Below are 24,311 nucleotides of genomic sequence, written 5' to 3'. Positions count from 1 at the left end.
CACTGGAATCGTTCTCAGTTAATCTCATTTGCGGTTAATTCGCACAATATGCGTTGTTTTGAGGAGTTGCGCGTTATGGGGAAAAAGGACGAAGTGAAAGCCGGGGCCGACCAGTTGCCCGCCACGGCTTATCCATGGGCAGAGGAAATTGCCAACAGCATTAGCCACGGTATTGGCTTGGTGTTTGGGATTGTCGGCCTGGTGCTGCTGTTGGTTCAGGCGGTAAACGACGGCGCTGGGGTAACGGCCATTACCAGTTATAGCCTATATGGCGGCAGTATGATCCTGCTGTTCCTGGCTTCCACGCTGTACCATGCTATTCCACATCAAAGAGCCAAGCACTGGCTGAAAAAATTTGACCACTGCGCCATCTACCTGCTGATCGCCGGAACCTATACGCCGTTCCTGCTGGTGGGGCTGGACTCACCGTTGGCGCGAGGGCTGATGGTGGTGATCTGGGGGCTGGCGCTGTTCGGCGTGATCTTCAAACTGGCATTTGCGCACCGTTTCGAGGTGCTGTCGCTGGTGACCTATCTGACCATGGGCTGGCTATCGCTGATCGTGATCTACCAGTTGGCAATGCGCCTGGACGTCGGTGGAGTCACTTTACTGGCGGTGGGGGGCGTGGTGTATACGCTAGGGGTGATTTTCTACGCCTCGAAACGCTTCCGCTTTGGCCATGCGATATGGCACGGTTTTGTGCTCGGCGGCAGTGTGTGCCACTTCATGGCGATCTACCTTTACGTATAATCCGCCCATCTGTTGTCGATATATTGCCAAAGCGTTTCTTTTGGGTTAAAAAGAGGCGCTTGTTTCTTTCGGGTATCCAGCAAGCCTTAGCTTTATTTCTGAGCCCGCCAAACCCCTCGCTTTCAAGTCGCAGGGGGTTGGCTGCGCTTGCTGCTGGCTGACCTGCATCTTGAGATCTATGGGGTAGTTTGCACCTCCCGGTGCCTTTAATCATTACCCAGGACTCTTCACTATGATCGTTCGTTTATCCAAAGCCCTGCTGGTTTGCGCTATCGCGCTATTTGCCTCACTGGTGGCCTTTGGCAATATCACCGATTACGACACCAACTTCGCCTTCGTACGCCATGTTTTTATGATGGATACGATCTTCCCTGATGCCACTATCACCTATCGTTCCATTCAGTCGCCATGGCTGCATCAGGTGGGGTATATCGGCATTATTGCGTTGGAAACCCTCACTGCTATTTTGTGTTGGATTGGGGGGATCCGCCTGCTGTGCGGCCTGAAATTGCCTGCGGCCAGCTTTAACCGTGCCAAGACCTTTGCCATCGCAGGGTTGACGTTAGGCTTCCTCACCTGGCAGGTGGCCTTTATGTCGGTTGGTGGTGAGTGGTTTGGCATGTGGATGTCAAAACAGTGGAACGGGGTGCCCGATGCCTTCCGCTTCTTTGTCACTATTTTGCTGGTGCTGATTTATCTGGTGCCGCGTGATGGGGAATTGGACGAATAACTCGTCTGGCCGCAGGCGCGATGCCTGCGGCCAAACCATTTACTTTTCTTCTGCCAGTGAGTAAGGCAGAGGCTTGATGGTTAACTGGCTGCTGGCATCATCGCGTACGCGCAGCACGCTGTCCGCTTCCAGATCGTTATTCATTACCACCTGCACCCACAGTGTCCCGTTAGCCAGCGAGCTTGCCGCCAATACGGTGCCGGTACGGCGCCAGTTTTCACCCAGCTTCAACTCCAGATCGTCACCCGCCTGTGGAACCTGACTGCTTTTACCTTCCAGCCAGTACAGGGCACGTTTGTTGGCTCCCCGGAACTTGGCACGAGCTACCATTTCCTGCCCGGTGTAGCAGCCTTTACTGAAGCTGATCCCGTCCAGCGCCTGTAGATTGGTCGCCTGAGGGATCAACTGTGCACTGTTTGCAGCATCAATCACCGGATAACCGGCCTCGATATCCAGTGCCAGCCATTGACGGCTGTCGTTCAGTTCAGCCTGACCTTCCAGCTTGGAAGCTAGCAGAGCGGCGGTTTCTGCCGTGGTAATCAGCACAAAACGTTCTTCTGGCAGCGCAAAGTGCAGCAAGGTGGTATCGCCGTCTTGCACTACTTGATGTTCTGCATCCGGCAGGGTGCTAAACATCTTCGCCAATGCGGCCCGAGCCTCAAGGCCAGCTAGGCCCAGCAGCACCGCATCGCTGTCTGCCGCGATGGTGATTTTAGAGAACACCGCGTATTTCTTTATTTCCGCCAGTTGGCTTTCCAGCACGCTGCGGCGCTCAAGATAGGCAAAGCCTTCACCGCGGTGGAATAAACGCAGATTGCTCCACATTTTGCCTTTGGCATCGCAATGGCCGCACAGCACGTGTTGATCGGCCGCCAGTTTGTCGATATCAGCCGTTACCTGGCCCTGAAGATATTTTACCGTGTCTGGCCCGCTCAACTGCACCATGGCCCAATCTTCCAGTGAGATCAGCGTCAGTGGCAGATGGGAAGAGGCGGAAGGTTGACGGGGTGGAAAAGGAATATTGAACGCCATAATCGGTTCCTGCTGCATGTTTAGCATACCTGTTGGGGTTGCTACCATGGTAAAAGAGGTGGCTGGCTTTGCAAACAGTTATTACCAGGCAGCGCTTTTTTTGACATTTTACGTTTTGTTGGGTGAACGCCCTTCCCGGCGAGTATGTCAAATTGTTACTCTAGGCGCTTACGGCCAACGAGACCCAATTGCACCCAAATCGTTGGCTGACGGAATTAAATTGCGCGCGCGTTGCCATACCAAGTGTCGGTTGCCCAAGAGCATGGCAAGCCATGCCGAAAAGAGGTTAGTCATAACAACATGGATATTAATAATAAAGCACGTATTCACTGGGCCTGCCGCCGCGGCATGCGCGAGTTGGATATCTCGATCATGCCGTTTTTCGAACATGAATACGATACGCTGAGTGATGCAGACAAGGCCGTATTCATCCGCTTGCTCGAATGTGACGACCCCGATTTGTTTAACTGGCTGATGAATCATGGCGCTCCGCACGATCAAGATCTGCAGAGAATGGTGTCCCTGATCCAAACGCGAAATAAAGCCCGTGGCCCAGTGGCGATGTGATGTCCGCGTTTCCTGGCGTACCCAGTTAATCTCGTTGTTGACTCACGGCCTGCTGATTTTGCTGATCCTGATCGCCCCGTGGCCGGAAGGCTATGGCCCGATTTGGTTGGTGCTGTTGACGTTGGTGGTGTTTGAGTGCATTCGCAGCCAAAAGCGCATTGCATCCAGGCAGGGAGAACTGCGGTTGCTGGCTGAACGCCGGATTGAGTGGCATGGCCAGGAATGGCTGATGGTGAACAAGCCCTGGATGCCTGGGTTCGGTATTTTACTGTCGCTTCAGCAGATCGACGGCAAGAAACGCCATCGGCTGTGGTTGGCTTCGGATTCCATGAGCAAAGCGGATTGGCGCCAACTGCGTCAGGGGTTGTTGTTTGAACAATCCGCTACCGACGAGGACGTATAATGAAACCGCTGCTTTGGCTGGTAGAAGACGAGCCCAGCATTGCGGATACGCTGATTTATACCCTGGAGAGCGAAGGCTTTCAGGTGCGTTGGTTTGAACGTGGCGAGCCTGCTTTGCAGGCTCTGCAACAGGGCTTACCGGCGTTGGTGATCCTCGACGTCGGTCTGCCCGATATCAACGGTTTTGAGCTTTGCCGTCGGCTGCTGGCGCAGGCGGCGGATTTACCGATCCTGTTCCTTACCGCCCGTAGCGGCGAGCTCGATCGCCTGATCGGGCTGGAAATCGGTGCCGATGACTATGTCGCCAAACCCTTTTCCCCGCGTGAGGTTAGCGCTCGTGTACGCACGATCCTGCGGCGTTTACACAAACAGCAGCGCTTGCAGCAGCCGACTCTCTATCATTTTGGTGCCTTCAGCCTGGATGAAGAGGGGGCCACGATCTGCTACCACCAACAGCCGCTGCCGCTGACCCGCTATGAATTCCTGTTGTTGAAAACCCTGTTGCAAGCGCCTGGCCGGGTGTTCTCCCGCCAGCAGTTGATGGATATCGTTTGGGCCCAGGCGGAAGAGAGCCTGGATCGTACCGTCGATACTCATATCAAAACGCTGCGGGCCAAACTGCGGGCGATCGACGCCGCAGAACCCCCGATCCATACCCATCGTGGCTTAGGCTATAGCGTGAGCCGCCAACCATGAGGATTGGCCTGCGCCTGCTGTTGGGCTATTTCCTGATTGTGGCGGTGGCGGGCTATTTCGTACTGAGCATTTTCGTTCAGGAGGTCAAACCTGGCGTACGGCGTGCCACCGAAGGCACTCTGGTGGATACTGCCAACCTGCTGGCGCAGGTGGCGCGGCTGGATATGAGACATGGGGATGCGGCAAAAGGCCAGTTAGCACAGGCTATCGCCCAGCTTAATAAGAGGCCGATCGGGGCCAATATCGCCGGGATCCGCAAAGATCGTAACGAATATCGCGTCTATCTTACCGATGGGCGCGGCAAGGTGATTTTCGATTCATCGGGCCAGGCGCTGGGGCAGGATTACTCCCGCTGGAACGATGTTTATCTGACATTACGTGGCCAATACGGTGCGCGTAGCACCCGAACGATTGCCGAAGATGAGAGCAGTTCGGTGATGTATGTCGCCGCACCGGTGGTAGAGCAAGGGCAGATTATCGGCGTGTTGAGCGTCGGCAAGCCCAACAGCACCATGGCTCCGGTGATCCGCCGCAGCGAGCGGCGTATTTTGCTGGCGGGCGCGGTGCTTCTGGGGATTGCGCTGGCGATCGGCCTGGGCTTCGTCTGGTGGATTAACCGCTCGATTAACCGTCTGGTGCGTTATGCCGACGGAGTGGCGCACGGCGAGGCGGTGCCGTTACCACGCATGGGCAGCGTTGAGTTGACCCAACTGGCGCAAGCGCTGGAAAGCATGCGCATGAAGCTGGAGGGCAAGGCCTATATTGAGCAGTATGTGCATACCCTGACTCACGAGTTGAAAAGCCCGCTGGCGGCGATCCGTGGCGCGGCGGAACTCTTGCAGGAATCACCGCCTCCCGCGACGGCGAAACGCTTTTTGACCAACATCGAACAGCAGAGCGCCCGCATTCAGCAATTGGTCGATAAGCTGTTGGTGCAGGCGCAGTTAGAAAGCCGGCCCGGTTTGGAATTGGCTGCGGTAGCGATGGTGCCGTTAGTCCGGCAGATTGTCGCGGGTAAAGAAGCACAGGCCGCGCAGCGTGGTGTCACGATCAAACTGGGAGAGTTAGCTGAAACCTCAGTGACCGGGGATGCCTTTTTACTGGGGCAGGCACTGAGCAACCTGCTGGATAACGCCCTGGATTTCACCCCAGCAGGTGGCTCGGTCAGTATCGATGGCGAGCGGTTAGAGCATCACTACCAGATCACCATTTGCGATACCGGCAGCGGCATACCCGACTATGCGCTGGATAAAGTGTTTGAACGCTTCTATTCCCTGGCGCGGGAAGATAAACCCAAGAGCAGCGGCCTGGGCCTGAACTTTGTGCAGGAAGTGGCGCGCCTGCATCGTGGCACCATCCGTTTGCAAAACCTGCAACCCACCGGCGCGAAGGCTATCCTCACTTTACCTCTCTGATTACAACTTATTGCCCGCACTTCACCTTCTCTTCACATAACCACATTCTGATTTCACTTGCCGACTTTATCGTAGCGACATTACCTACAAGGAGTCTGCCACGATGTTTAAATCGGTACTGTTTTGGAAAATAACCACCCTGCTGGGATTGATGATCCTGATGATGATCCCGGTGGGTATGCTCATGGATGTGGTACAGGAACGCAGCGGCTATCGCCAGAGCGTGGTGGGGCAAGTGAGTGAAAGCACCAGCCGGGCGCAGCGTATTCTTGGGCCAGTGATCGTGATCCCTTACACCTTGCGAGAAGAGAAGAAGAATGAAAAAGGTGAAATCAAGATAGAGACCAGCCGCTATCAACGCTTTGTCTTGCCCGAATCCTTGGTGGTGAATGGCAGGCCAAACGTTGAGATCCGCAAGCTGGGTATCTACCAGACTCAGGTGTATCAGGGGCCACTGGATTTCCAGGTGAAATTCGGCCAACCCGATCTGGAGGATTTGCAGCATAGCAACATCACGGTTGGCCAACCCTTCCTGATGGTGTCATTGAGCGATTCTCGCGGTATCAAAAGCATTTCTGCCCTCAACGGCATTCAACAGCAGGCCAAGTTTGAGCCGGGTACTTTGGTCAGCGGGCTTTCTCAGGGGATCCATGCGCCTCTAGCCCTGGCCTCGTTGCAGAAAGAAGGGCTGACGGCGGATTTCACACTGAACCTGGCAGGGACCAGCAGCTTGTCCCTGGTGCCGGTAGGGCGTAGTTCCGAACTGCTGCTGCAAAGCAACTGGCCGCACCCGAACTTCCTGGGCAACTTCCTGCCGGATGAGCGCAAGGTGACCGATAGAGGCTTCTCTGCCCGCTGGCGCAGCACCTGGTTTGCCAACAACATCAATAGCGCCTTCATGTATGACAACGGCATTATGGAAGAGGAAAAGCTGCCGACCTTCACCACCAGCCTGATCGAACCGGTCGATCACTATCAACTGACCGAGCGGGCGGTGAAGTATGCGGTGCTGTTCCTGGGGCTGACGTTTATGGCGTTCTTCCTGTTCGAAACCCTGACCGGTCTGCGGGTGCACCCAATCCAGTATCTGCTGGTGGGGGCGGCTCTGGTGCTGTTCTACCTGATCCTGCTGGCTTTCTCGGAACATCTGGGGTTCGACGTAGCCTACCTGCTGGCAAGCGTGGCCTGTAGTGGACTGATTGCCTTCTACCTCAGTGCGGTACTGCGCGGGATGCGCCGTGGGATGCTGTTCGCCGCCAGTCTGCTATTGCTGTATGGCATTCTGTATATGCTGTTGCAGTCGGAAGATAACGCGCTGGTATTAGGGTCGGTGCTGCTGTTCGGGGTTCTGGCGGGCATTATGCTGCTGACACGTAAGCTGGACTGGTATCAGGTGGCCGACCCGGCTCGCTTGAAGGGCAACGCTGCCGAACCAGAAACCGCTGAGACGCCAGCCAGTAATGGCGAGAGCCGCTTCAGATTGTGGAAGTAAGATTGTCGGGTCGAACATGTTCGACCCCTACAAATTTAGCTCGGAGTTCGTGATGTAGGGGCGCAGCATGCTGCGCCGGTTGCGTTACAGCAGAGGTTCCATCTCCAACAGGATCTGTTCACACCACTGTTGCAGGCGTTCTTCGCTCAGGTCGTATTGATTCACTTCATCCAGCGCCAGGCCAACAAAGTGTTTGCCGTCGGCGCTGAGCGGTTTGGGGCTGGTAAATTCAAACCCGTCAATCGGCCAGAAACCGATAAACTGCACGCCCTGTGGGGCAAGCTGGTCGTGTAACATCCCCAGCGCATCCAGGAACCATTCGCCATAACCCAACTGATCGCCCATCCCGTACATGGCGACGATCTTGCCTTTCAGGTCTAGTTCAGTCAGTTGCGGCCAGATCGCTTCCCAATCCTCTTGCAGCTCACCAAAATCCCAGGTTGGAATACCCAGGATCAGGATGGAATAGTCTTCCATCAGCTTGGGGGAAACGTCTTTCAGGTTGTGCAGGTCGACCAGGTCTTCACCCAGAATCTCACGGATTTTTTCTGCCGCCATCTCGGTGTAGCAGGTGCTGGAGCCGTAAAACAGACCAATCTTCATGTTTAAACCATTTATAATGCCGTAGGTAGAATTGCAACGAGTATACCTTAAGGCATAATGCCTGTGGCATAAACGTAACCAAGAGAGGACCGCGTGCAACAGCAAGACAGTGCGCTGATTGAGCAATTCCTGGATGCGTTGTGGATCGAACGCAATCTGGCAGAGAATACGCTGGCCTCTTATCGGCTCGATTTACAGGCGCTGGCCGGTTGGTTGGCTCTCAACAACCGCAGCCTGTTACAGGCCGAAGCGTTGGACTTACAGGCCTTTCTCGCCGAACGGGTGGAGGGAGGATATAAAGCGACCAGTTCAGCCCGGTTGTTAAGCGCGATGCGCCGCCTGTTCCAATATCTCAACCGTGAAAAAATGCGGGCGGATGACCCTACCGCGTTGCTGGCCTCGCCCAAATTACCGCAGCGGTTACCCAAGGATCTGAGCGAAGCCCAGGTTGAGGCCTTGCTACAGGCACCTTGCGTCGATCAACCGTTGGAGCTGCGTGACAAGGCTATGCTCGAGGTGTTGTATGCCACCGGGTTGCGCGTGTCGGAACTGGTGGGGTTGACCATCAGCGATGTCAGCCTGCGCCAGGGCGTGGTGCGGGTGATCGGTAAAGGCAACAAAGAGCGCCTGGTGCCGTTGGGTGAAGAAGCGGTGTACTGGATCGAAAATTATCTGGAACACGGCAGGCCCTGGATGCTGAACGGCCAGACGCTGGATGTGCTGTTCCCCAGCAACCGCAGCCAGCAAATGACCCGCCAGACGTTCTGGCATCGGATTAAACACTATGCGATCCTAGCGGGAATCGACAGCGAACGGCTGTCTCCGCATGTGCTGCGCCACGCTTTCGCCACCCACTTACTGAACCATGGGGCCGATCTTCGTGTCGTACAGATGTTATTGGGGCATAGCGACCTCTCAACCACACAAATTTATACTCATGTAGCCACTGAAAGATTGAAACAGCTACATCAACAGCATCACCCGCGCGCCTGACGCGCAGGGATCGAAAGGATTGGAAGAATGAAAAAAGGTTTAATGCTGCTCTCCCTGCTGGTGGCTTCGGTTACTGGTGCGGCCCATGCTGACGATGCAGCCATTCAGAAAGCACTAGGTAGCCTGGGCATTAAGCAGGCAGACGTGCAACCCTCGCCGGTCGCCGGTTTGAAAACCGTATTGACCGAAGGCGGCACGCTGTATGTGACGGAAGATGGTAAACACGTGTTGCAAGGGCCACTGTATGACGTCAGCGGCGGTGAGCCGGTCAACGTGACTAACCAGCTGTTGATGACCCGTCTGGAAGCGCTGAAAGATCAGATGATCGTCTACAAAGCGCCGAAAGAGAAACACGTGATCACCGTGTTTACCGATATCACCTGTGGCTATTGCCACAAGCTGCACGAGCAGATGAAAGAGTACAACGATCTGGGGATCACCGTGCGCTATCTGGCGTTCCCGCGTCAGGGGCTGGAATCTCAGGCAGAGAAAGATATGCGTTCCATCTGGTGTACCGCAGACCGGGCTAAAGCCTTCGATGCTGCCATGAAGGGCGACGCGGTGTCTCCGGCAACCTGCAAAACCGATATCAGCCAGCATTATGCGCTGGGCGTACAGTTTGGTATCAACGGCACCCCGGCTATCGTGCTGAAAAACGGCATGGTTGTCCCTGGCTACCAAGGGCCGAAAGAGATGGCCGCGATGTTGGATGCGCATGCAGCCTCCGCAGCCACGAAATAAGTCACGGTGAGTATTAAAACCCAATTACGCCGCCGCGAGGCGGCAGATGCCAGCCATTTACCCGCCAGCCTGCCCCCCTGTTGCGCCGCTTATACGCGTTGCGCGGAGTTAAGGGCGAGCAGGAGCTGGAGCGTAGCGTCAAGGGCATGTTGCCTTGGCAACAGTTGAGCGGTATCGATGCTGCGGTAGCGATATTGCAGCAGGCACTGGCCGATGGCCGCCGCATCATGGTGGTGGGCGACTTTGATGCCGACGGCGCCACCAGTACCGCACTGACGGTGCTGGCCTTGCGCAGCATGGGCTGTAGCTCCATCGAATATCTGGTACCCAACCGTTTTGAAGATGGTTATGGCCTGAGTCCCGAAGTGGTGGAGCAGGCGGCGGCTCGGGGTGCTGAGCTGATCGTCACGGTCGATAACGGTATTTCCTCGCATGCGGGCGTTGACGTTGCGCACGGCTTGGGAATACAGGTGCTGGTCACCGATCACCATCTGCCGGGGGATACTTTGCCTGCGGCAGAGGCGATCGTTAACCCGAACCTGCGTGACTGCGATTTTCCCTCCAAATCCCTGGCTGGTGTCGGTGTTGCCTTTTATCTGATGCTGGCTTTGCGGGCCAAGCTGCGTGAAAGTGGCTGGTTTGAACAGCGTGCGCTGGCTATGCCTAATCTGGCCGAATTGCTGGATCTGGTGGCGCTGGGCACGGTGGCGGACGTGGTGCCGCTGGATGCCAACAACCGTATTCTGGTGTATCAGGGGCTGAACCGCATCCGGGCTGGCAAGTGTCGGCCAGGTATTCGCGCTCTGCTGGAAGTGGCCAACCGCGATGCGCGGCAATTGGCGGCCAGCGATCTCGGCTTTGCCCTTGGGCCACGGCTGAACGCGGCAGGGCGGCTGGACGATATGTCGATCGGCGTAGCCATGCTGTTGAGCGACGATATTGCCCAGGCGCGTATGCTGGCCAACGATCTCGACGCGCTCAACCAGACCCGGCGTGAGATTGAGCAGGGGATGCAGGTGGAGGCGCTGGAGCTGTGCGATCAACTGGAACGCACTACCACTGAACTGCCTTACGGGTTAGCGATGTATCACCCAGAATGGCATCAGGGCGTGGTGGGTATTCTGGCTTCGCGCATTAAAGAGCGTTTCCATCGCCCGGTGATCGCCTTTGCCCCTGCGGGCGACGGCATTCTGAAAGGCTCTGGCCGCTCGGTGGCCGGGTTGCATATGCGTGATGCGCTGGAGCGGCTCGATACCCTGAATCCTGGGCTGATGATGAAGTTCGGCGGCCATGCGATGGCGGCGGGCTTGTCGCTGGAAGAGGCCAAGTTTGACGAGTTCCGCCAGCGTTTTGGCGAGCTGGTCGGCGAATGGCTCGATCCGGCGATGCTGGAAGGCGTGATCTGGTCGGATGGCGAACTGATGATGCAGGAACTGACCCTGACCACCGCAGAGCTTCTGCGTGAGGGCGGGCCGTGGGGGCAGGCGTTTCCTGAGCCAACCTTTGACGGCAAGTTCCGTATCCTGCAACAGCGGCTGGTGGGCGAGAAACACCTGAAGCTGATGATCGAACCGCTCGGTGGCGGCCCATTGTTGGACGGCATTGCCTTCAACATCGACACCACACAGTGGCCGGACAGCAGCATCAAAGAAGTGGAACTGGCGTACAAACTGGACGTGAATGAGTTCCGTGGCAACCGTAACGTGCAGTTGCTAATCCAACACCTCTGGCCGCGTTAACCTGCTGGCCCCTCTCCCAAAGGGAGGGGGGACTTAACGTGCCACATGTTGATTCCTGCATCCGATCGCCGATCCCCCACAAAAACTGACCAACTCGCTATAAACTGGCCGCTGGATCCGCTAGAATTACCGGTTCCAATGGCATTTCGCCATCGACGACATCAACGTAAGAACGCAAAAAATCATGTTTGAAATTAATCCGGTAAAAAACCGCATTCAGGATGTGTCCGAGCGGACAGCCGTTCTCAGGGGGTATCTTTGACTATGATGCCAAGAAAGAACGCTTAGAAGAAGTTAACGCCGAGCTGGAACAGCCGGACGTTTGGAACGAACCTGAACGCGCACAGGCATTAGGCAAAGAGCGCTCGTCGCTGGAAGCCATTGTCGAAACCATCGATCAGTTGGAACAGGGCTGTGAAGACGTCACTGGCCTGCTGGAACTGGCGGTTGAGGCGGAAGACGAAGACACCTTCAACGAGACCGTAGTTGAGCTCGATCAACTGAGCGCCAAGCTGGAACAATTAGAATTCCGTCGTATGTTCTCTGGTGAATACGACAGCGCGGACTGCTATCTGGATATCCAGGCAGGCTCCGGCGGCACCGAAGCGCAGGACTGGGCCAGCATGCTGCTGCGCATGTACCTGCGTTGGGCGGAATCCAAAGGCTTTAAAACGGAAGTGATTGAAGAGTCCGACGGCGACGTCGCGGGCCTGAAATCGGCAACCATCAAGATTATCGGCGACTACGCGTTTGGCTGGTTACGTACTGAAACCGGCGTGCATCGCCTGGTACGCAAGAGCCCATTCGATTCCGGCGGCCGTCGCCATACCTCTTTCAGTTCCGTATTTATCTATCCGGAAGTGGATGACGATATCGATATCGAAATCAACCCGGCCGATCTGCGCATTGACGTTTACCGCGCCTCCGGTGCCGGTGGTCAGCACGTTAACAAAACCGAGTCGGCGGTGCGTATTACCCACTTGCCAACCAACATTGTGGTGCAGTGCCAGAACGATCGCTCTCAGCATAAGAACAAGGATCAGGCATTCAAACAGCTACGCGCCAAGCTGTATGAATACGAGATGCAAAAGAAAAATGCTGACAAGCAAATGCTGGAAGACAACAAGTCCGATATCGGCTGGGGCAGCCAAATCCGTTCTTACGTGCTGGATGACTCCCGCATCAAGGATTTGCGCACCAACGTCGAAACACGTAATACGCAGGCCGTACTGGATGGCGACCTGGATAAATTCATTGAGGCAAGTTTGAAAGCCGGGTTATGAGGAACAGAAATGTCTGAGCAACAAGCACAAGGCGCCGAACAGGCGTTGGATCTCAACAACGAGCTGCAGTCACGCCGTGAAAAACTGGCCGCGCTGCGCGAGAACGGCATTGCGTTCCCGAACGACTTCCGTCGTGATACCACCTCCGACAAGCTGCATGCCGAATACGGCAGCAAAGAAAACGAAGAGCTGGAATCACTGGGTATCGAAGTGACCGTGGCTGGCCGTATGATGACCCGCCGTATCATGGGTAAAGCCTCCTTCGTGACGCTGCAGGACGTGGGTGGCCGCATTCAGCTCTACGTCGCACGCGACGATCTGCCTGAAGGCGTTTACAACGAGCAGTTCAAGAAATGGGATCTGGGCGATATCCTCGGCGCGCGCGGTAAGCTGTTCAAGACCAAAACTGGCGAACTGTCTATCCACTGCACCGAGCTGCGTCTGCTGACCAAAGCACTGCGTCCGTTGCCAGACAAGTTCCACGGCCTGGCCGATCAGGAAACCCGTTATCGCCAGCGTTATCTGGATCTGATCGCCAACGAAGAATCCCGTAACACCTTCAAGATCCGTTCGCAGGTGATGGCGGCGATCCGTAACTTCATGGTGGGTCGAGGCTTTATGGAAGTCGAAACCCCGATGATGCAGGTGATCCCTGGCGGTGCGTCTGCTCGTCCGTTCGTGACTCACCACAACGCGTTGGACATCGACATGTACCTGCGTATCGCGCCAGAGCTGTATCTGAAGCGCCTGGTGGTAGGTGGCTTCGAGCGCGTGTTCGAGATCAACCGTAACTTCCGTAACGAAGGTGTTTCCCCGCGTCATAACCCAGAGTTCACCATGATGGAACTCTATATGGCGTATGCGGATTACAAAGACCTGATTGAGCTGACCGAGTCGCTGTTCCGTACGCTGGCGCAGGACGTGTTGGGTGACGTCAAGGTGCCTTATGGTGATGAGGTGTTCGACTTCGGCAAGCCGTTTGAAAAGCTGACCATGCGCGAAGCGATCAAGAAATACCGCCCGGAAACCAACCTCGACGATCTGAACGAGATGGCTAGCGCGGTAGCGATTGCCGAATCAATCGGCATCAAGGTAGAGAAGAGCTGGGGTCTGGGTCGCGTGGTTACCGAGATCTTCGAAGAGACCGCAGAAAGCCATCTGATCCAGCCAACCTTCATCACCGAGTACCCGGCAGAGGTTTCTCCGCTGGCACGTCGTAACGACGAGAACCCGGAAATCACCGACCGTTTCGAATTCTTCATCGGCGGGCGTGAAATCGGTAACGGCTTCTCGGAGCTGAATGATGCAGAAGATCAGGCGCAGCGTTTTGCCGATCAGGTTAGCGCGAAAGATGCTGGTGACGACGAAGCGATGTTCTACGACGAAGATTACGTCACCGCACTGGAACACGGCTTGCCGCCAACCGCGGGTCTGGGCATCGGTATCGACCGTATGGTAATGCTGTTGACCAACAGCCACACCATCCGCGACGTGATCCTGTTCCCGGCCATGCGCCCGAGCAAGTAACGTTTGCTGAGTGATTAAGCCGGTACAGGCGACTGTGCCGGTTTTTTTTCGCCCGAAGAGAACCGGTTGTTGCTAACCGCTTAAAACATCGGCAGTTATGCGTTATCTTCGCTTGCCCGGCGCGCATAACCGGTTATAATGCCAGTCGCACACCTAAGCGGGTGTAGTTCAATGGTAGAACGGCAGCTTCCCAAGCTGCATACGAGGGTTCGATTCCCTTCACCCGCTCCAAACTCAAGTCTTCTGAACTCAACGGTTCCCTTACTCTACTTCATAGTCATCACATAGCTTGTTGCGCATAACGATATTGCGTAAACCGGCTAGGCATACGTCATATAAAACTATCTTGAATTGCCTCAACAGGGCTCTCAATCGTTGCTGCATCGTGGCATTTCTTGAACCAAACCGTGGCTCAGAGCACGTTGCGGATAGGATCATCAGCCTAAAACAACCCCCCTCAGGGATTAGCTATATCCAAAATGTAGAGCATAGGTACTCAGCAAATATGCTCCACAACCGAAAAATTCATGATATCTAATTCGCCACTATTGTGCCAGTCAAGCGAAAATATGAAAGTACTAAATTTATAAAGTAAGAATATGAGTAAGTTTATGAGTAATGAATAAATATGTTACAAAAGGTATACACTAATTTATTCAATGTGCGATGGGGTGTCTTAATTTATTTAAATTAATGCGTTAATTAACGATCTACTTTATCATTGATATGGATCATGTTAAAAATAAAATATAAACGTATATACTGGCATGAGAAAATAATAGATCTTTATTAAGCATATAGGCTGGGCATGAAAAAGATACACTCGTTAATCTACCGTTCAATGAACCACGAGATTCATTATGCGATGAGCTTTATTGGAGGTGGCGTTGAAATAATTAGCTTCATCTATCTATACAAAGCCCTCATCGGTTTTATGACTTCAAACCTAATCTTTGGTATTAATACGCTAGCCAACGGGAAGTTCGATTTCATATCAATTTATCATATTTTGATAATTGTTATATGGATGTTGATAGCTGCGGTTCATCAAATTATGATTATAAAATTCCAACGATTAAAAATGAAAACACCATGGCATTGTTATGCGATTGCCCTCACAATAAACTGCTTTTTGTTAGGGTCATTTATCATTCTAGGGCAGAGGATGCTCACTTCTGGTGCTATAGGAGCAGAACCTACTCCAGTCGTTATTCCTTTGGTTATTAATGGTCTTATCTTTATGTACATTCAAAACTTTTTAATAAAAAGCGGAGGTACAAACCATCCAACAACGACATCTGTAGTAACCACTGTTTACATACTCATGGTAACAAAAATCGTAGCTTATTTTAATAAAGAACATTCGCAAAGCGATCGTAAAGCCTCTTTAGATGAAGGGACTCACTATCTTATGGTTCTTCTTCACTTCTCGATTGGTGCTTTTATTATTGCCAAATTGAGCGATGCATTTGGATTTTACAGTCTAGGGCTAATGCTATTAGTGCTGATTTTTATTACATTTAAAACCTGGAGGGCTCACAAGACATCCCTAAGAGATGATGTTATCAAAGAGTAGCTAACTGAAGATAATATGAAGTGAGTTTCTTATCTGAATATTTTTTTGGATGAATCGGTCTTTGATAGATAATTTCCCTATTAGATACTTCATCAGGTAAATTTTCACGCCGTTATACATCATTTTGTATAATGCTCAATTCATCGCCATTTCGGCCACCTGGCGCTAGTTGAATTGATAACTCGGCTGTGCTCATCAATTGACAATCATTGGCGCTAATATGCAATTGAGGGACACAGCCAGGTTGGGTTTATGTATATTTACCCTCCGTAAATATCAATTTTTACTCAAGTGAGTTAAGCTATACATGTAATGTTGTTAAGAGCTGTTTAAATAATCAAGTGTATTTATAGTTATTAATAACTATAGTAATTAGCGTGTGACGCGCAGTCCACCATCAATACCACGGGTAAATACGAACTGCCATAGTTGAATGTTTCTGGACCTGAAAGCTCCCGCGCAAGACTTTAAATAATAGCTGAACATACGATAAAAACGTTCAGAGTATTTTTCTTCTATCTCAGGCCAGAATAACTCAAAGCGTTGATGCCAGGCCATTAGGGTCTTATCGTAATCAGTACCAAAATTATGTAAATCTTCAAGTACAAACTTTGATTCGCTCGCGTTAGAAATCTGTAATATTGAAGGCAGACATCCATTTGGGAATATATATTTATTAATCCATGGGTCTACGTTGTTACTCGACTCATTAGACCCAATGGTGTGTAGCAGAAAGATACCTTGAGGTTTAAGGTTTTTATTTACGACATTGAAGTAGTCATTATAATTTTTAGGCCCCACGTGTTCAAACATGCCTACCGATACAATACGATCAAATTGCATGTCTAGGTCGCGATAATCCTTAAGCATTATCTCAACATCCTGCAACTTACAGCGTTCTTCAGCTGATTTTTTTTGTTCTTCAGAAATGGTAATGCCAGTAACCTTTACACCATAATTTTTTGCTGCATATTCTGCCAGACCTCCCCATCCACAGCCAATATCTAGCAAGGTCATACCTTTTGCCAGTTGCAGTTTTTCGCAGATGAGTCTTAACTTATCTTCCTGTGCCTGAAAAAGATCGTCAGATGTATGCCAGTAACCACAGGAGTATTGCATCCACGGGTCTAGCATTAAGTCAAATAAATCATTTCCGAGGTCATAATGTTCTTTACCCACAATCCAGGCACGTTTTTTTGATTGAAGATTGAATAATTTTGCTGACATTATACGTATTACATCTTTAAAGTTGCTAACAAGCGCATTCCTCAGGTCTGCTTTCATAATGCGATTAATGAACTCATCCAGTTGCTCGCAATCCCACCACCCATCCATGTAGCTTTCACCGAGACCTAATGATCCTTCTTTCAGAACTCGTTTAAAAAAATTCTGGTTGTGAACTTGAATATCAAAAGGTCTGTGGCCGTTGATTATGATATCTGCTTCAGTGAGTAATGAACGGCAAATTTCATTCCATGGATTAGCTTCATTGTGGCGAGTGTCGGAATCTGCAATACTCATAATATTTATCCCAATAGAAGGTGAATAGTGTCACTTTATGAACTTTACTCAATATTTGTGAGTTAATTTTATTAAAATGATGAATATATCGCCAGTGTAAATACTGGATAACGGATAAGATATTTTTACAAGGGGATATTCTCAGCAATGTCTGTTGACAATATAAGATGTGATATCATGCCCTGACTTTATTATATGGGAGGAAGGGGGCTCAAATAATAGAGCCCCCGATAAATATTATAACTAAGTAGTATATTATTAATGCTCGTATTTTTTGTCTGTTACTTCGTCAGATTTTTTATATAAAAGGTAGTATTCGCTAGCCATTTTCTTCAGTAAACGACCAATCTCAGCGTATTGATATTCGTTAAGATTTGCCAATGAAACCCGGCCTGAAGGATGTTGACTACCAAAGCCTTTACCCGGTAAAAGCACAATCCCGGTTTCCGACGCGATGCGGAAAAACAGTTCATTATGAGAGAAGTTTGTACGTAACCACAGAGCAAAGTCGGCATCAAATAGCTCGGTGGCGATGGTTTCTAAATCCAGCAAGGTGTAATAGTCAACAGAGTACGGATCTTGCGGAACCGATACGCCAAGTTCACGATAAAGTGTACATTGACGCTTACGGATAACTTTCTTCAGTACACTTTTGTAGAGATCGTTTTCATCCATCAGTGCAAACAGTGAGAACATCACCATTTGAATTTGCTGTGGTAGAGAGAGGCCTGCAGTGTGGTTTAACGCGACCGCACGGCTATCGGCGACCAGCCGGTCGATAAAGTGCAGATCTGCTACATTGGTAATTATCGAGGTGTAGCGGCGATTTAACTGCTCCTTCATTTCTGAAGGTAAGTTTTTCAGTTTCTCATCCAGGACATTGTCTTTATGGATCGCAATGGTACCCAGGCGCCACCCGGTAGCACCAAAGTATTTTGAGAATGAATAGACCAAAATCGTATTGTGCGGGCAAACTGCAAACAGGGATTTAAAGTTGTCGGCAAAGGTGCCGTAAACATCGTCGGTAAGAATGATAAGATCCTTACGGTCATTATCAACAATGCTCTTGATTTTATTTAAACAGCGGTCATCCAGTTTAACCGAAGCAGGGTTGCTTGGGTTAACACAGAAGAAAACTTTAATCGCAGGATCTTTCAGTTTCTCAAGCTCTGCGTCACTGTACTGCCAGTTATTCTCTGCATCAGAGTTAATCTGTACAATTTCAAGACCATACTCATCAAGTTCTGGAATTTCAATATAGGGGGTAAAGACAGGCATGCCAATGGCAACTTTGTCACCCTTTTTGACCAGGTTATTTTCTTTGAGTGAATCGAAGATATACGCCATGGCAGCAGTGCCACCTTCAACGGCAAAAACTTCAATATCATCAGTTGAAGCATCGCTTCCTGACATTTCGCGCAGTAAATAATGACGAACAATTTGTTCGCTGATTTTTAACATACGCGAAGGTACTGGGTAATTACAGCCAAGGATACCTTCTACCAATTCCTGGAGATAACCTTGTGCGGATAAGCCGAGCTGATCTTTCACATAGCTTAACGTACTATGCAGGAAGTTAACCTCTGGCAGGTGAGCGTTTTCATTAGTAAAGCGTTCAAAACGGTCCATCATTCCTTCACCATCAGGAATGCCGCCAATGTCTTGCTTCATATACGAATAAGATAGCTCAGATTCGCTGGTAGCAAATAAACCAAGTTGAAAGAAAGCACGGCGTGGCAGCGTAGCTAAAAAGTTAGGGTTACCACGGCCCGCATTTAACATAGTATGGTTTTTGTCGCTTGAAGCATGCTGGATCAGCTCATCTTTGAGTTCAAATGGACTAAGTTGAGCGAGTTTTTTTAAGTCAGTCATAATAAAACCTCAGTTATATTTAAACAAGTGCAACAATTAATGGGCCTAATAATGTCAGGAATACATTAGCAAGAGCATAGGTGATTGCGAATGGAACGGTAGGTACTGAATTTCCTGCTTTAACCAATATTTCACCAAAGGCTGGATTTGCACTTCGCGTACCCGATAAAGCACCGGCAAAAATAGCGGTATTGTCATAACGTAAAATATATTTTCCGACCAACATCGTTATGATTAAAGGTACAATGGTCACTACTACACCAATAAAGAATATTGAGACGCCACTCTGTGCGATAGTGTGTATGGCTTGTTGGCCAGACTGCAGGCCAACGACGGCGACAAATCCGGCGAGCCCTAGGTCTTTCAATAGGCCAGATGCTGCTGTCGGCATATTCCCCATCACCATATGACGGGAACGATACCAACCAAAAATCAAACCAGAAAACAGAGCACCGCCACCTGCACCGAGGGTTAGCGGGATCGAACCGATATGAACCACGGCCAACCCAATTAATAAGCCAACGGCAACACCGATGCCATGATAAATGAAGTCGGTTTTCTCACTGACGGCAATGACAGGGCCAATTTCCTGGGCGAGTCGTAAAATATCTTCATTAAGCCCATAGACGGTAACAACATCACCAGCCTTAATGGTCGTGGAGCTGGACAGAGGGATCGCATGCTGCCCTCTGGAGAGGCTTAAGAAGTAAATGCCATGCCGCAGAGCCTTACTGGTAGTCTGTAGTTGCGAGATGGTTTTATTGGCATAAATTTTATTAGAAATGATGATGTCGCGAGTGACAACTACCATCTCCATTCCGTCATTATCTGTGGTTTCAGGCCCAACCAGCTCATCGAGATGAACCATGCCGGCTCGTCTACCCACAATTAACAGGATATCGTCCCGCTCCAGAATCAGATCGGAGCTTAAGCCAATGATATCACCACGGCGCTTGACTCTTTCAACGGTGATTTTCCCTGCCGATGCCGAGTCTTCAATTTGTGCCACGGTTTTACCGGCAGCATAGGCAACTTTGAAGACGCGACCTACCAGATCGGGAAGCGCAGGAGTTTCACCCGGTTCGTATTTTTTTTGCCCATTCAACAGGGCCGCCTCGGCTTTGATGGCGTCCTCACGTAGCCCACGGCGCATAAACCATGGGAGTATGTTGACACAGATAATGATGGCGCCAAGCGAGCCAAAGATATAGGTTACTGCATAGCCAATAGCTACATTTGACTGTAGGTGTTGTGATATATCAGGAGACAAGCCTAGTTTTTCTATAGCAGAACTGGCGGTACCAATAATAGCTGACTGAGTGAGAGCGCCTGCGGCGATGCCCGCAGCGGTACCTTTGTCTAGATCGAATACTCTTGCCAAGATAACGACAGTCGCTAAACCGCTGACGGCTAAAACCACCGCGAGCACGATCTCTTTAATCGATTTTAGGCCCAATGAACTGAAAAATTGCGGGCCGCTCTCAAAACCAACCGCATAAATAAACAGCGCGAACAAGACTCCTTTGATGCCGTCATCAATAGTCACGCCAAACTGGCTTAGGATTACTGAAATAACCAAGGCACCGGCAACGCCACCTAATTGAAACTTACCAAATTTGAACTTTCCAATCCATGTGCCCAGAGCAAGCGCAATAAACAACGCTATCTCAGGGCTCAATTGGAAGATGGAGTGTATTAAAATCACGGCGTACAATTCCTCTTGAAGGATAAAAATCAGACAGCCAACCTCTATCCAGAAAAAATGGATAAATAGTCTGAAGCCAAACTAATAAGGTTTCTTAACGCCCTGCAACGTCATGGTTGCTCTGCGCTTTAGAGGCCGGATTATATTGCTCGCGCCGTTCGAATAATCATGATCCAGATCAATTTAAAACTATTAACTTAATATTATAAATTTTAATAATTAAAAAAATCCGGATTAACGAAAGGTATTTGTGGGGTTATTTTCGGGAATCCGAACGTTATGCTTTTAAATCGATAATCTATTTATTCTAAACATAGAAAGGGAGAAATATATTTAGACTTGATTGTTTATACTGAGGGGTAGGTAGGGTTAGATAAATTATGTTATGCTTTTAGCAAGTTACATTATCTCCGATTTATCGATACCCGAAATGGGCTTGATCATCGACCTATTGGCGAGGTTCTATGAGGTTAAACCGCTCGACTTTTTCAGTTGCTCCCTCTAGTTCGAGGTTCACCACTCGTCGTCAAGTGCAGGCTGTGGTGATAATGATTATCATTGTCGCATTTTCGTCTGCCGGATTGCTGATCCATGATGAGCTTAAAAAGCAAATTAACTTTTTAAGTGATCAATTAAACCAGAAAAGCCTTGAGTTAAAACTGAGGGTGAAACGCTACGAATTTATTCCCTACTCACTTTCGCTTGATGACAAGATCACGAATTTCCTGAGTAAGCCCAATAAAACCGCTAAAGAACAGGAAGCGTTGAGTCATTATCTGCATGCAATACAGCAACAAACCGGTGCGTTGGCAATCTATCTGCTGGATGAGCAGGCATCCGTCATTGCGGCCAGTGATATCGCTTCCGAAGTTAGCGCAATCGGAAAAAACTTATCTTATCGTCCTTATTTTCATGACGCTAAACCGGGCGAAACGCTAGGCTACTTTGGTGTTGGTACCACGAACTCTGTTTCCGGCTATTATCAGGCGAATGGCATTTTCGTTGAGGGAGTTAAACTTGGTGTTGTTGTCGTCAAGATCAACCTGAATGAGTATCTTAATAACCGTACGGTAGGCTATCAAACCGTATTGCTGGATAGAAATAATATTGTTGCCTGCTCGACTCACCCGGAGTGGTTCTATCATGCACTAGAGACATTACCTTTGTCTGAGAGCGATCAAATCAACAGGGAAAAAAGGTACTCTAATAATATTATTAAATTCCCTGATGTTAAGCGAAAGCTGTCGTTGGGTGATGCTTCAGGCGTGATTGGTTTTAATGAAAAGTACTTTATTTACACCTATCAATGTATTCCTGAAATCAAGATGGTACTAGCGGCGCTATTACCTATACAAGACATTATCGAGGGAGTATTTCCTGGTCTGGTTATCGTTAATCTTATTTTTATATTTATTCTGATCTTGCTTTACATCGCTAAGCAAAAAAATCAAATTACTAAGCTTAAGCTTGAAAGGCAACAGACGTTAGAGGAACAAAACGGGGAGTTGGAGTTTTTAATTGCCGAGAGAACGAGGGAGTTAAAAATTAAGAGTGAATTTCTCAAGGCAGAAATAAAAGAACGTATTGATACAGAAACCATGCTAAGGAATACACAAAAAGAACTGGTACATAGTGAAAAACTGGCGGTTATAGGACAACTGTCGGCTGGGTTAGCTCATGAAATCAACCAACCCTTGTCAGCCATCAGTATGATGTCGGCCAATACATTAAAGTTTATGGATATTGGTGAGATGGATGAGGCGCGGGAAAACATCAAGCGGATTTTACGTTCTGTCGATTTCATTGCACAACTGAGTAATCAGTTGCGGACTTTCTCCAGAACGGGCGATGATACCCTAAGCCCGGTATCGATCAAGGTGAGTATTGATAATGCTATGTTATTGCTGAGCCATAGGTTTAAAAAAATCGGTTGTAAATTTATCAGAGCTTCTCAATATGTTGATGTTTGGTGTATGTGCAATCATTTAAGATTAGAGCAAGTGCTGGTGAACCTCATTAGTAACGCACTTGATGCCGTCATGGTTAATGACTCTGACCGAGAGATTTATGTGAGGTGGTTTATTAATGGTGACTATGCAGTCATAGAGATTGAAGATAATGGTGTTGGTATTGCACCAGAAATCGCCGGATCTATATTTGAACCCTTTTTTACTACCAAGAGCAATCATGGTTTAGGATTAGGGTTGGCCATCTCTGCTGATATCATCAAGTCTTATCATGGCACCTTACGCGCTACCAATGGTGAGCAGGGGGCATGTTTTATATTATGTCTACCACAGGTAGAAAATCATAGTAAGGAGTTAAATGATGACTAACGTCGATGTTCTGGTGATCGAAGATGATATGGACGTACAACTCGGGTGTGTCCAGGCTTTAAAACTGGATAAAATTCATGCTGTAGGGGTTAGCTCAGTAGAAGATGCTCGTTATTTCCTGCCGGCGTTACGCCATCATGGTGTTATCGTGACAGATATGCAACTACCTGGCATGAGCGGTTTTACTTTTCAGAAAAGTTTTAACGAGACAGATCGTGATGTTCCTATCATCATTATTACCGGGCATGGGGATATTGAGACCGCCGTTGAGGCAATGCATAATGGCGCCTATGATTTCCTGCCAAAACCTTTTAGCCCACAACAGTTAACAAATATTGTCAGGCGAGCATTGGACAAGCGTAGACTGACTGATGAAAATAACCAACTCCGCCGCAAGCTAGCAGACGTTAGTACGCTTGAAAACCGCCTGATAGGTAACTCTGTCGCCATTATTGAAGTAAGAGAAAAAATAAAAGATGTTGCCATGACTCCCGCTAACATCATGATTTATGGTGAAACAGGGACGGGAAAAGAGCTGGTTGCCAAATGTATACACGATCTAAGTGGTCGAACCGGACCTTTTGTGGCGCTAAATTGTGGTGGATTGCCAGAACATTTATTTGATAGTGAGATATTTGGCCATGATTCTGGCGTATTTCCTGGTGCATCAAAAAAGCGAGTTGGGAAAATAGAGTATGCAGATAAAGGCACGCTGTTTCTTGATGAAATCGAGAGTATGCCATTAAATTTGCAAGTGAAATTATTAAGAGTGTTGGAAGAAAAGAGTTTTGAGCGCTTGGGATCGAATAAGCCTATAGCTATAGATATTCGTATCATTACGGCTGGAAAAACTAATCTGCAGGGGATGGTTGACTCTGGGTTATTTCGTCCAGACCTACACTTTAGGCTAAGTGTTATTCATATAGAAGTGCCGCCGTTACGTGATAGAACTGAGGATATTCCACTCCTTTTTAGCCTCTTTGTTAATCAGGCTGCGTTATCATTTAATCGTGCTGAGCCAGAAATAAAACGCTCCTTTTTACAGGAACTCATGTCTCAACCGTGGCCAGGGAATGTTAGAGAATTACGTAATCAGGCGGAAAGGTTTGTGCTAGGCATACAGGAAGTTAAAAATGATAATAATATCGGCAAGTCCCTCGCTCAGATCGTGGAGAACTTCGAACGTAGTATAATACTCGATGAGCTTAATCAACATAATGGAAATTTAACCAAAACGGCGGACGCTCTAAATATAGCCAAAAGTACCCTGTTTGATAAAATAAAAAAGTACTCTTTAAATTACTAATGCTATTTTATTATTGAGCACTTCA

The 24,311-nt window shown here is 49.5% G+C and carries 19 protein-coding genes, 1 tRNA gene and 1 pseudogene; 16 read left to right on the top strand and 5 right to left on the bottom strand.

Annotation, left to right across the window (positions count from 1 at the left end; genetic code table 11):
- The first annotated feature begins 75 nt into the window (after positions 1-75).
- Both D9980_RS15225 and D9980_RS15220 read left to right on the top strand, forming a co-directional pair.
- The gene (locus D9980_RS15225; RefSeq protein WP_024486360.1) at positions 76-750 is read left to right on the top strand and encodes a hemolysin III family protein; all 675 of its coding nucleotides are present in this window, start codon (positions 76-78) and stop codon (positions 748-750) included.
- Between the two features lie 232 nt (positions 751-982).
- Positions 983-1,480 (top strand): DUF2165 family protein, encoded by a 498-nt coding sequence (locus D9980_RS15220; RefSeq protein WP_021179803.1) that lies wholly within the window; start codon positions 983-985, stop codon positions 1,478-1,480.
- Between the two features lie 39 nt (positions 1,481-1,519).
- On the opposite strand, the gene ygfZ is transcribed toward D9980_RS15220, so the two are convergent.
- Positions 1,520-2,512: a tRNA-modifying protein YgfZ gene (gene ygfZ, locus D9980_RS15215; protein WP_121609032.1), complete on the bottom strand. Its 993-nt coding sequence runs from the start codon at positions 2,510-2,512 to the stop codon at positions 1,520-1,522.
- A gap of 300 nt (positions 2,513-2,812) precedes the next feature.
- On the opposite strand from ygfZ, the gene sdhE reads away from it, so the two are divergent.
- From sdhE to creD, 5 genes are all read left to right on the top strand, one after another.
- Positions 2,813-3,079 carry an FAD assembly factor SdhE gene (gene sdhE, locus D9980_RS15210; protein ID WP_024486357.1) on the top strand — a complete coding sequence of 89 codons (267 nt, stop codon included), beginning with the start codon at positions 2,813-2,815 and terminating at the stop codon, positions 3,077-3,079.
- Positions 3,060-3,482: a protein YgfX gene (locus D9980_RS15205; protein ID WP_024486356.1), complete on the top strand. Its 423-nt coding sequence runs from the start codon at positions 3,060-3,062 to the stop codon at positions 3,480-3,482. Before sdhE ends, D9980_RS15205 begins: the two co-directional genes overlap by 20 nt.
- Positions 3,482-4,177 carry a two-component system response regulator CreB gene (gene creB, locus D9980_RS15200; protein ID WP_024486355.1) on the top strand — a complete coding sequence of 232 codons (696 nt, stop codon included), beginning with the start codon at positions 3,482-3,484 and terminating at the stop codon, positions 4,175-4,177. Before D9980_RS15205 ends, creB begins: the two co-directional genes overlap by 1 nt.
- Positions 4,174-5,592, top strand: a complete 1,419-nt coding sequence (gene creC, locus D9980_RS15195; RefSeq protein WP_121607749.1) for a two-component system sensor histidine kinase CreC — start codon at positions 4,174-4,176, stop codon at positions 5,590-5,592. Before creB ends, creC begins: the two co-directional genes overlap by 4 nt.
- A 103-nt stretch (positions 5,593-5,695) precedes the next feature.
- Positions 5,696-7,084, top strand: a complete 1,389-nt coding sequence (creD, locus tag D9980_RS15190) for a cell envelope integrity protein CreD (protein WP_121607748.1) — start codon at positions 5,696-5,698, stop codon at positions 7,082-7,084.
- Positions 7,085-7,168: 84 nt separating this feature from the next.
- Here creD and fldB read toward each other — a convergent pair whose 3' ends face one another.
- Positions 7,169-7,687 carry a flavodoxin FldB gene (gene fldB, locus D9980_RS15185; protein ID WP_021179810.1) on the bottom strand — a complete coding sequence of 173 codons (519 nt, stop codon included), beginning with the start codon at positions 7,685-7,687 and terminating at the stop codon, positions 7,169-7,171.
- Positions 7,688-7,780: 93 nt separating this feature from the next.
- On the opposite strand from fldB, the gene xerD reads away from it, so the two are divergent.
- The 7 genes and pseudogenes from xerD (at position 7,781) to D9980_RS15150 (ending at position 15,546) form a co-directional block, all read left to right on the top strand.
- The gene (xerD, locus tag D9980_RS15180; RefSeq protein WP_021179811.1) at positions 7,781-8,680 is read left to right on the top strand and encodes a site-specific tyrosine recombinase XerD; all 900 of its coding nucleotides are present in this window, start codon (positions 7,781-7,783) and stop codon (positions 8,678-8,680) included.
- A gap of 27 nt (positions 8,681-8,707) precedes the next feature.
- Complete coding sequence (dsbC, locus tag D9980_RS15175; protein WP_021179812.1) at positions 8,708-9,421, top strand: bifunctional protein-disulfide isomerase/oxidoreductase DsbC; 714 nt, start codon at positions 8,708-8,710, stop codon at positions 9,419-9,421.
- A 6-nt stretch (positions 9,422-9,427) separates the two neighbouring features.
- Positions 9,428-11,160, top strand: a pseudogene (gene recJ, locus D9980_RS15170) (single-stranded-DNA-specific exonuclease RecJ).
- Positions 11,161-11,344: 184 nt separating this feature from the next.
- Positions 11,345-12,443 (top strand): peptide chain release factor 2 gene (gene prfB / locus D9980_RS15165; protein WP_098929871.1). Its coding sequence is split into 2 segments (ribosomal slippage): positions 11,345-11,419 and positions 11,421-12,443, totalling 1,098 coding nucleotides; the frame shifts between segments, so codons are not numbered across the junction.
- Positions 12,444-12,452: 9 nt separating this feature from the next.
- Complete coding sequence (gene lysS, locus D9980_RS15160) at positions 12,453-13,970, top strand: lysine--tRNA ligase (RefSeq protein ID WP_021806189.1); 1,518 nt, start codon at positions 12,453-12,455, stop codon at positions 13,968-13,970.
- 157 nt (positions 13,971-14,127) lie between these two features.
- Positions 14,128-14,201, top strand: a tRNA-Gly gene (locus tag D9980_RS15155).
- Between the two features lie 577 nt (positions 14,202-14,778).
- Complete coding sequence (locus tag D9980_RS15150; RefSeq protein ID WP_121607747.1) at positions 14,779-15,546, top strand: DUF1275 family protein; 768 nt, start codon at positions 14,779-14,781, stop codon at positions 15,544-15,546.
- A gap of 372 nt (positions 15,547-15,918) precedes the next feature.
- Here D9980_RS15150 and cfa read toward each other — a convergent pair whose 3' ends face one another.
- From cfa to aspT, 3 genes are all read right to left on the bottom strand, one after another.
- Positions 15,919-17,067, bottom strand: coding sequence for a cyclopropane fatty acyl phospholipid synthase (cfa, locus tag D9980_RS15145; RefSeq protein WP_121607746.1), 1,149 nt, complete (start codon positions 17,065-17,067; stop codon positions 15,919-15,921).
- A gap of 258 nt (positions 17,068-17,325) precedes the next feature.
- Positions 17,326-18,939 carry a bifunctional aspartate transaminase/aspartate 4-decarboxylase gene (locus D9980_RS15140; RefSeq protein WP_121607745.1) on the bottom strand — a complete coding sequence of 538 codons (1,614 nt, stop codon included), beginning with the start codon at positions 18,937-18,939 and terminating at the stop codon, positions 17,326-17,328.
- 19 nt (positions 18,940-18,958) lie between these two features.
- Positions 18,959-20,644 (bottom strand): aspartate-alanine antiporter, encoded by a 1,686-nt coding sequence (aspT, locus tag D9980_RS15135; protein WP_121607744.1) that lies wholly within the window; start codon positions 20,642-20,644, stop codon positions 18,959-18,961.
- Between the two features lie 548 nt (positions 20,645-21,192).
- Here aspT and D9980_RS15130 point away from each other — a divergent pair.
- Positions 21,193-22,980 (top strand): sensor histidine kinase, encoded by a 1,788-nt coding sequence (locus tag D9980_RS15130; RefSeq protein ID WP_162304275.1) that lies wholly within the window; start codon positions 21,193-21,195, stop codon positions 22,978-22,980.
- Entirely contained in the window at positions 22,970-24,286 is a 1,317-nt protein-coding gene (locus D9980_RS15125) for a sigma-54 dependent transcriptional regulator (RefSeq protein ID WP_197724464.1), read from the top strand. Before D9980_RS15130 ends, D9980_RS15125 begins: the two co-directional genes overlap by 11 nt.
- The last annotated feature ends 25 nt before the right edge of the window (positions 24,287-24,311 follow it).

This window comes from Serratia sp. 3ACOL1 (genome assembly GCF_003668775.1).
In the GTDB taxonomy this organism is placed as follows: domain Bacteria; phylum Pseudomonadota; class Gammaproteobacteria; order Enterobacterales; family Enterobacteriaceae; genus Chania; species Chania fonticola.
Note: the sequence above shows the minus strand (reverse complement) of the source record. Positions and strands in the feature narration are given on the sequence as shown.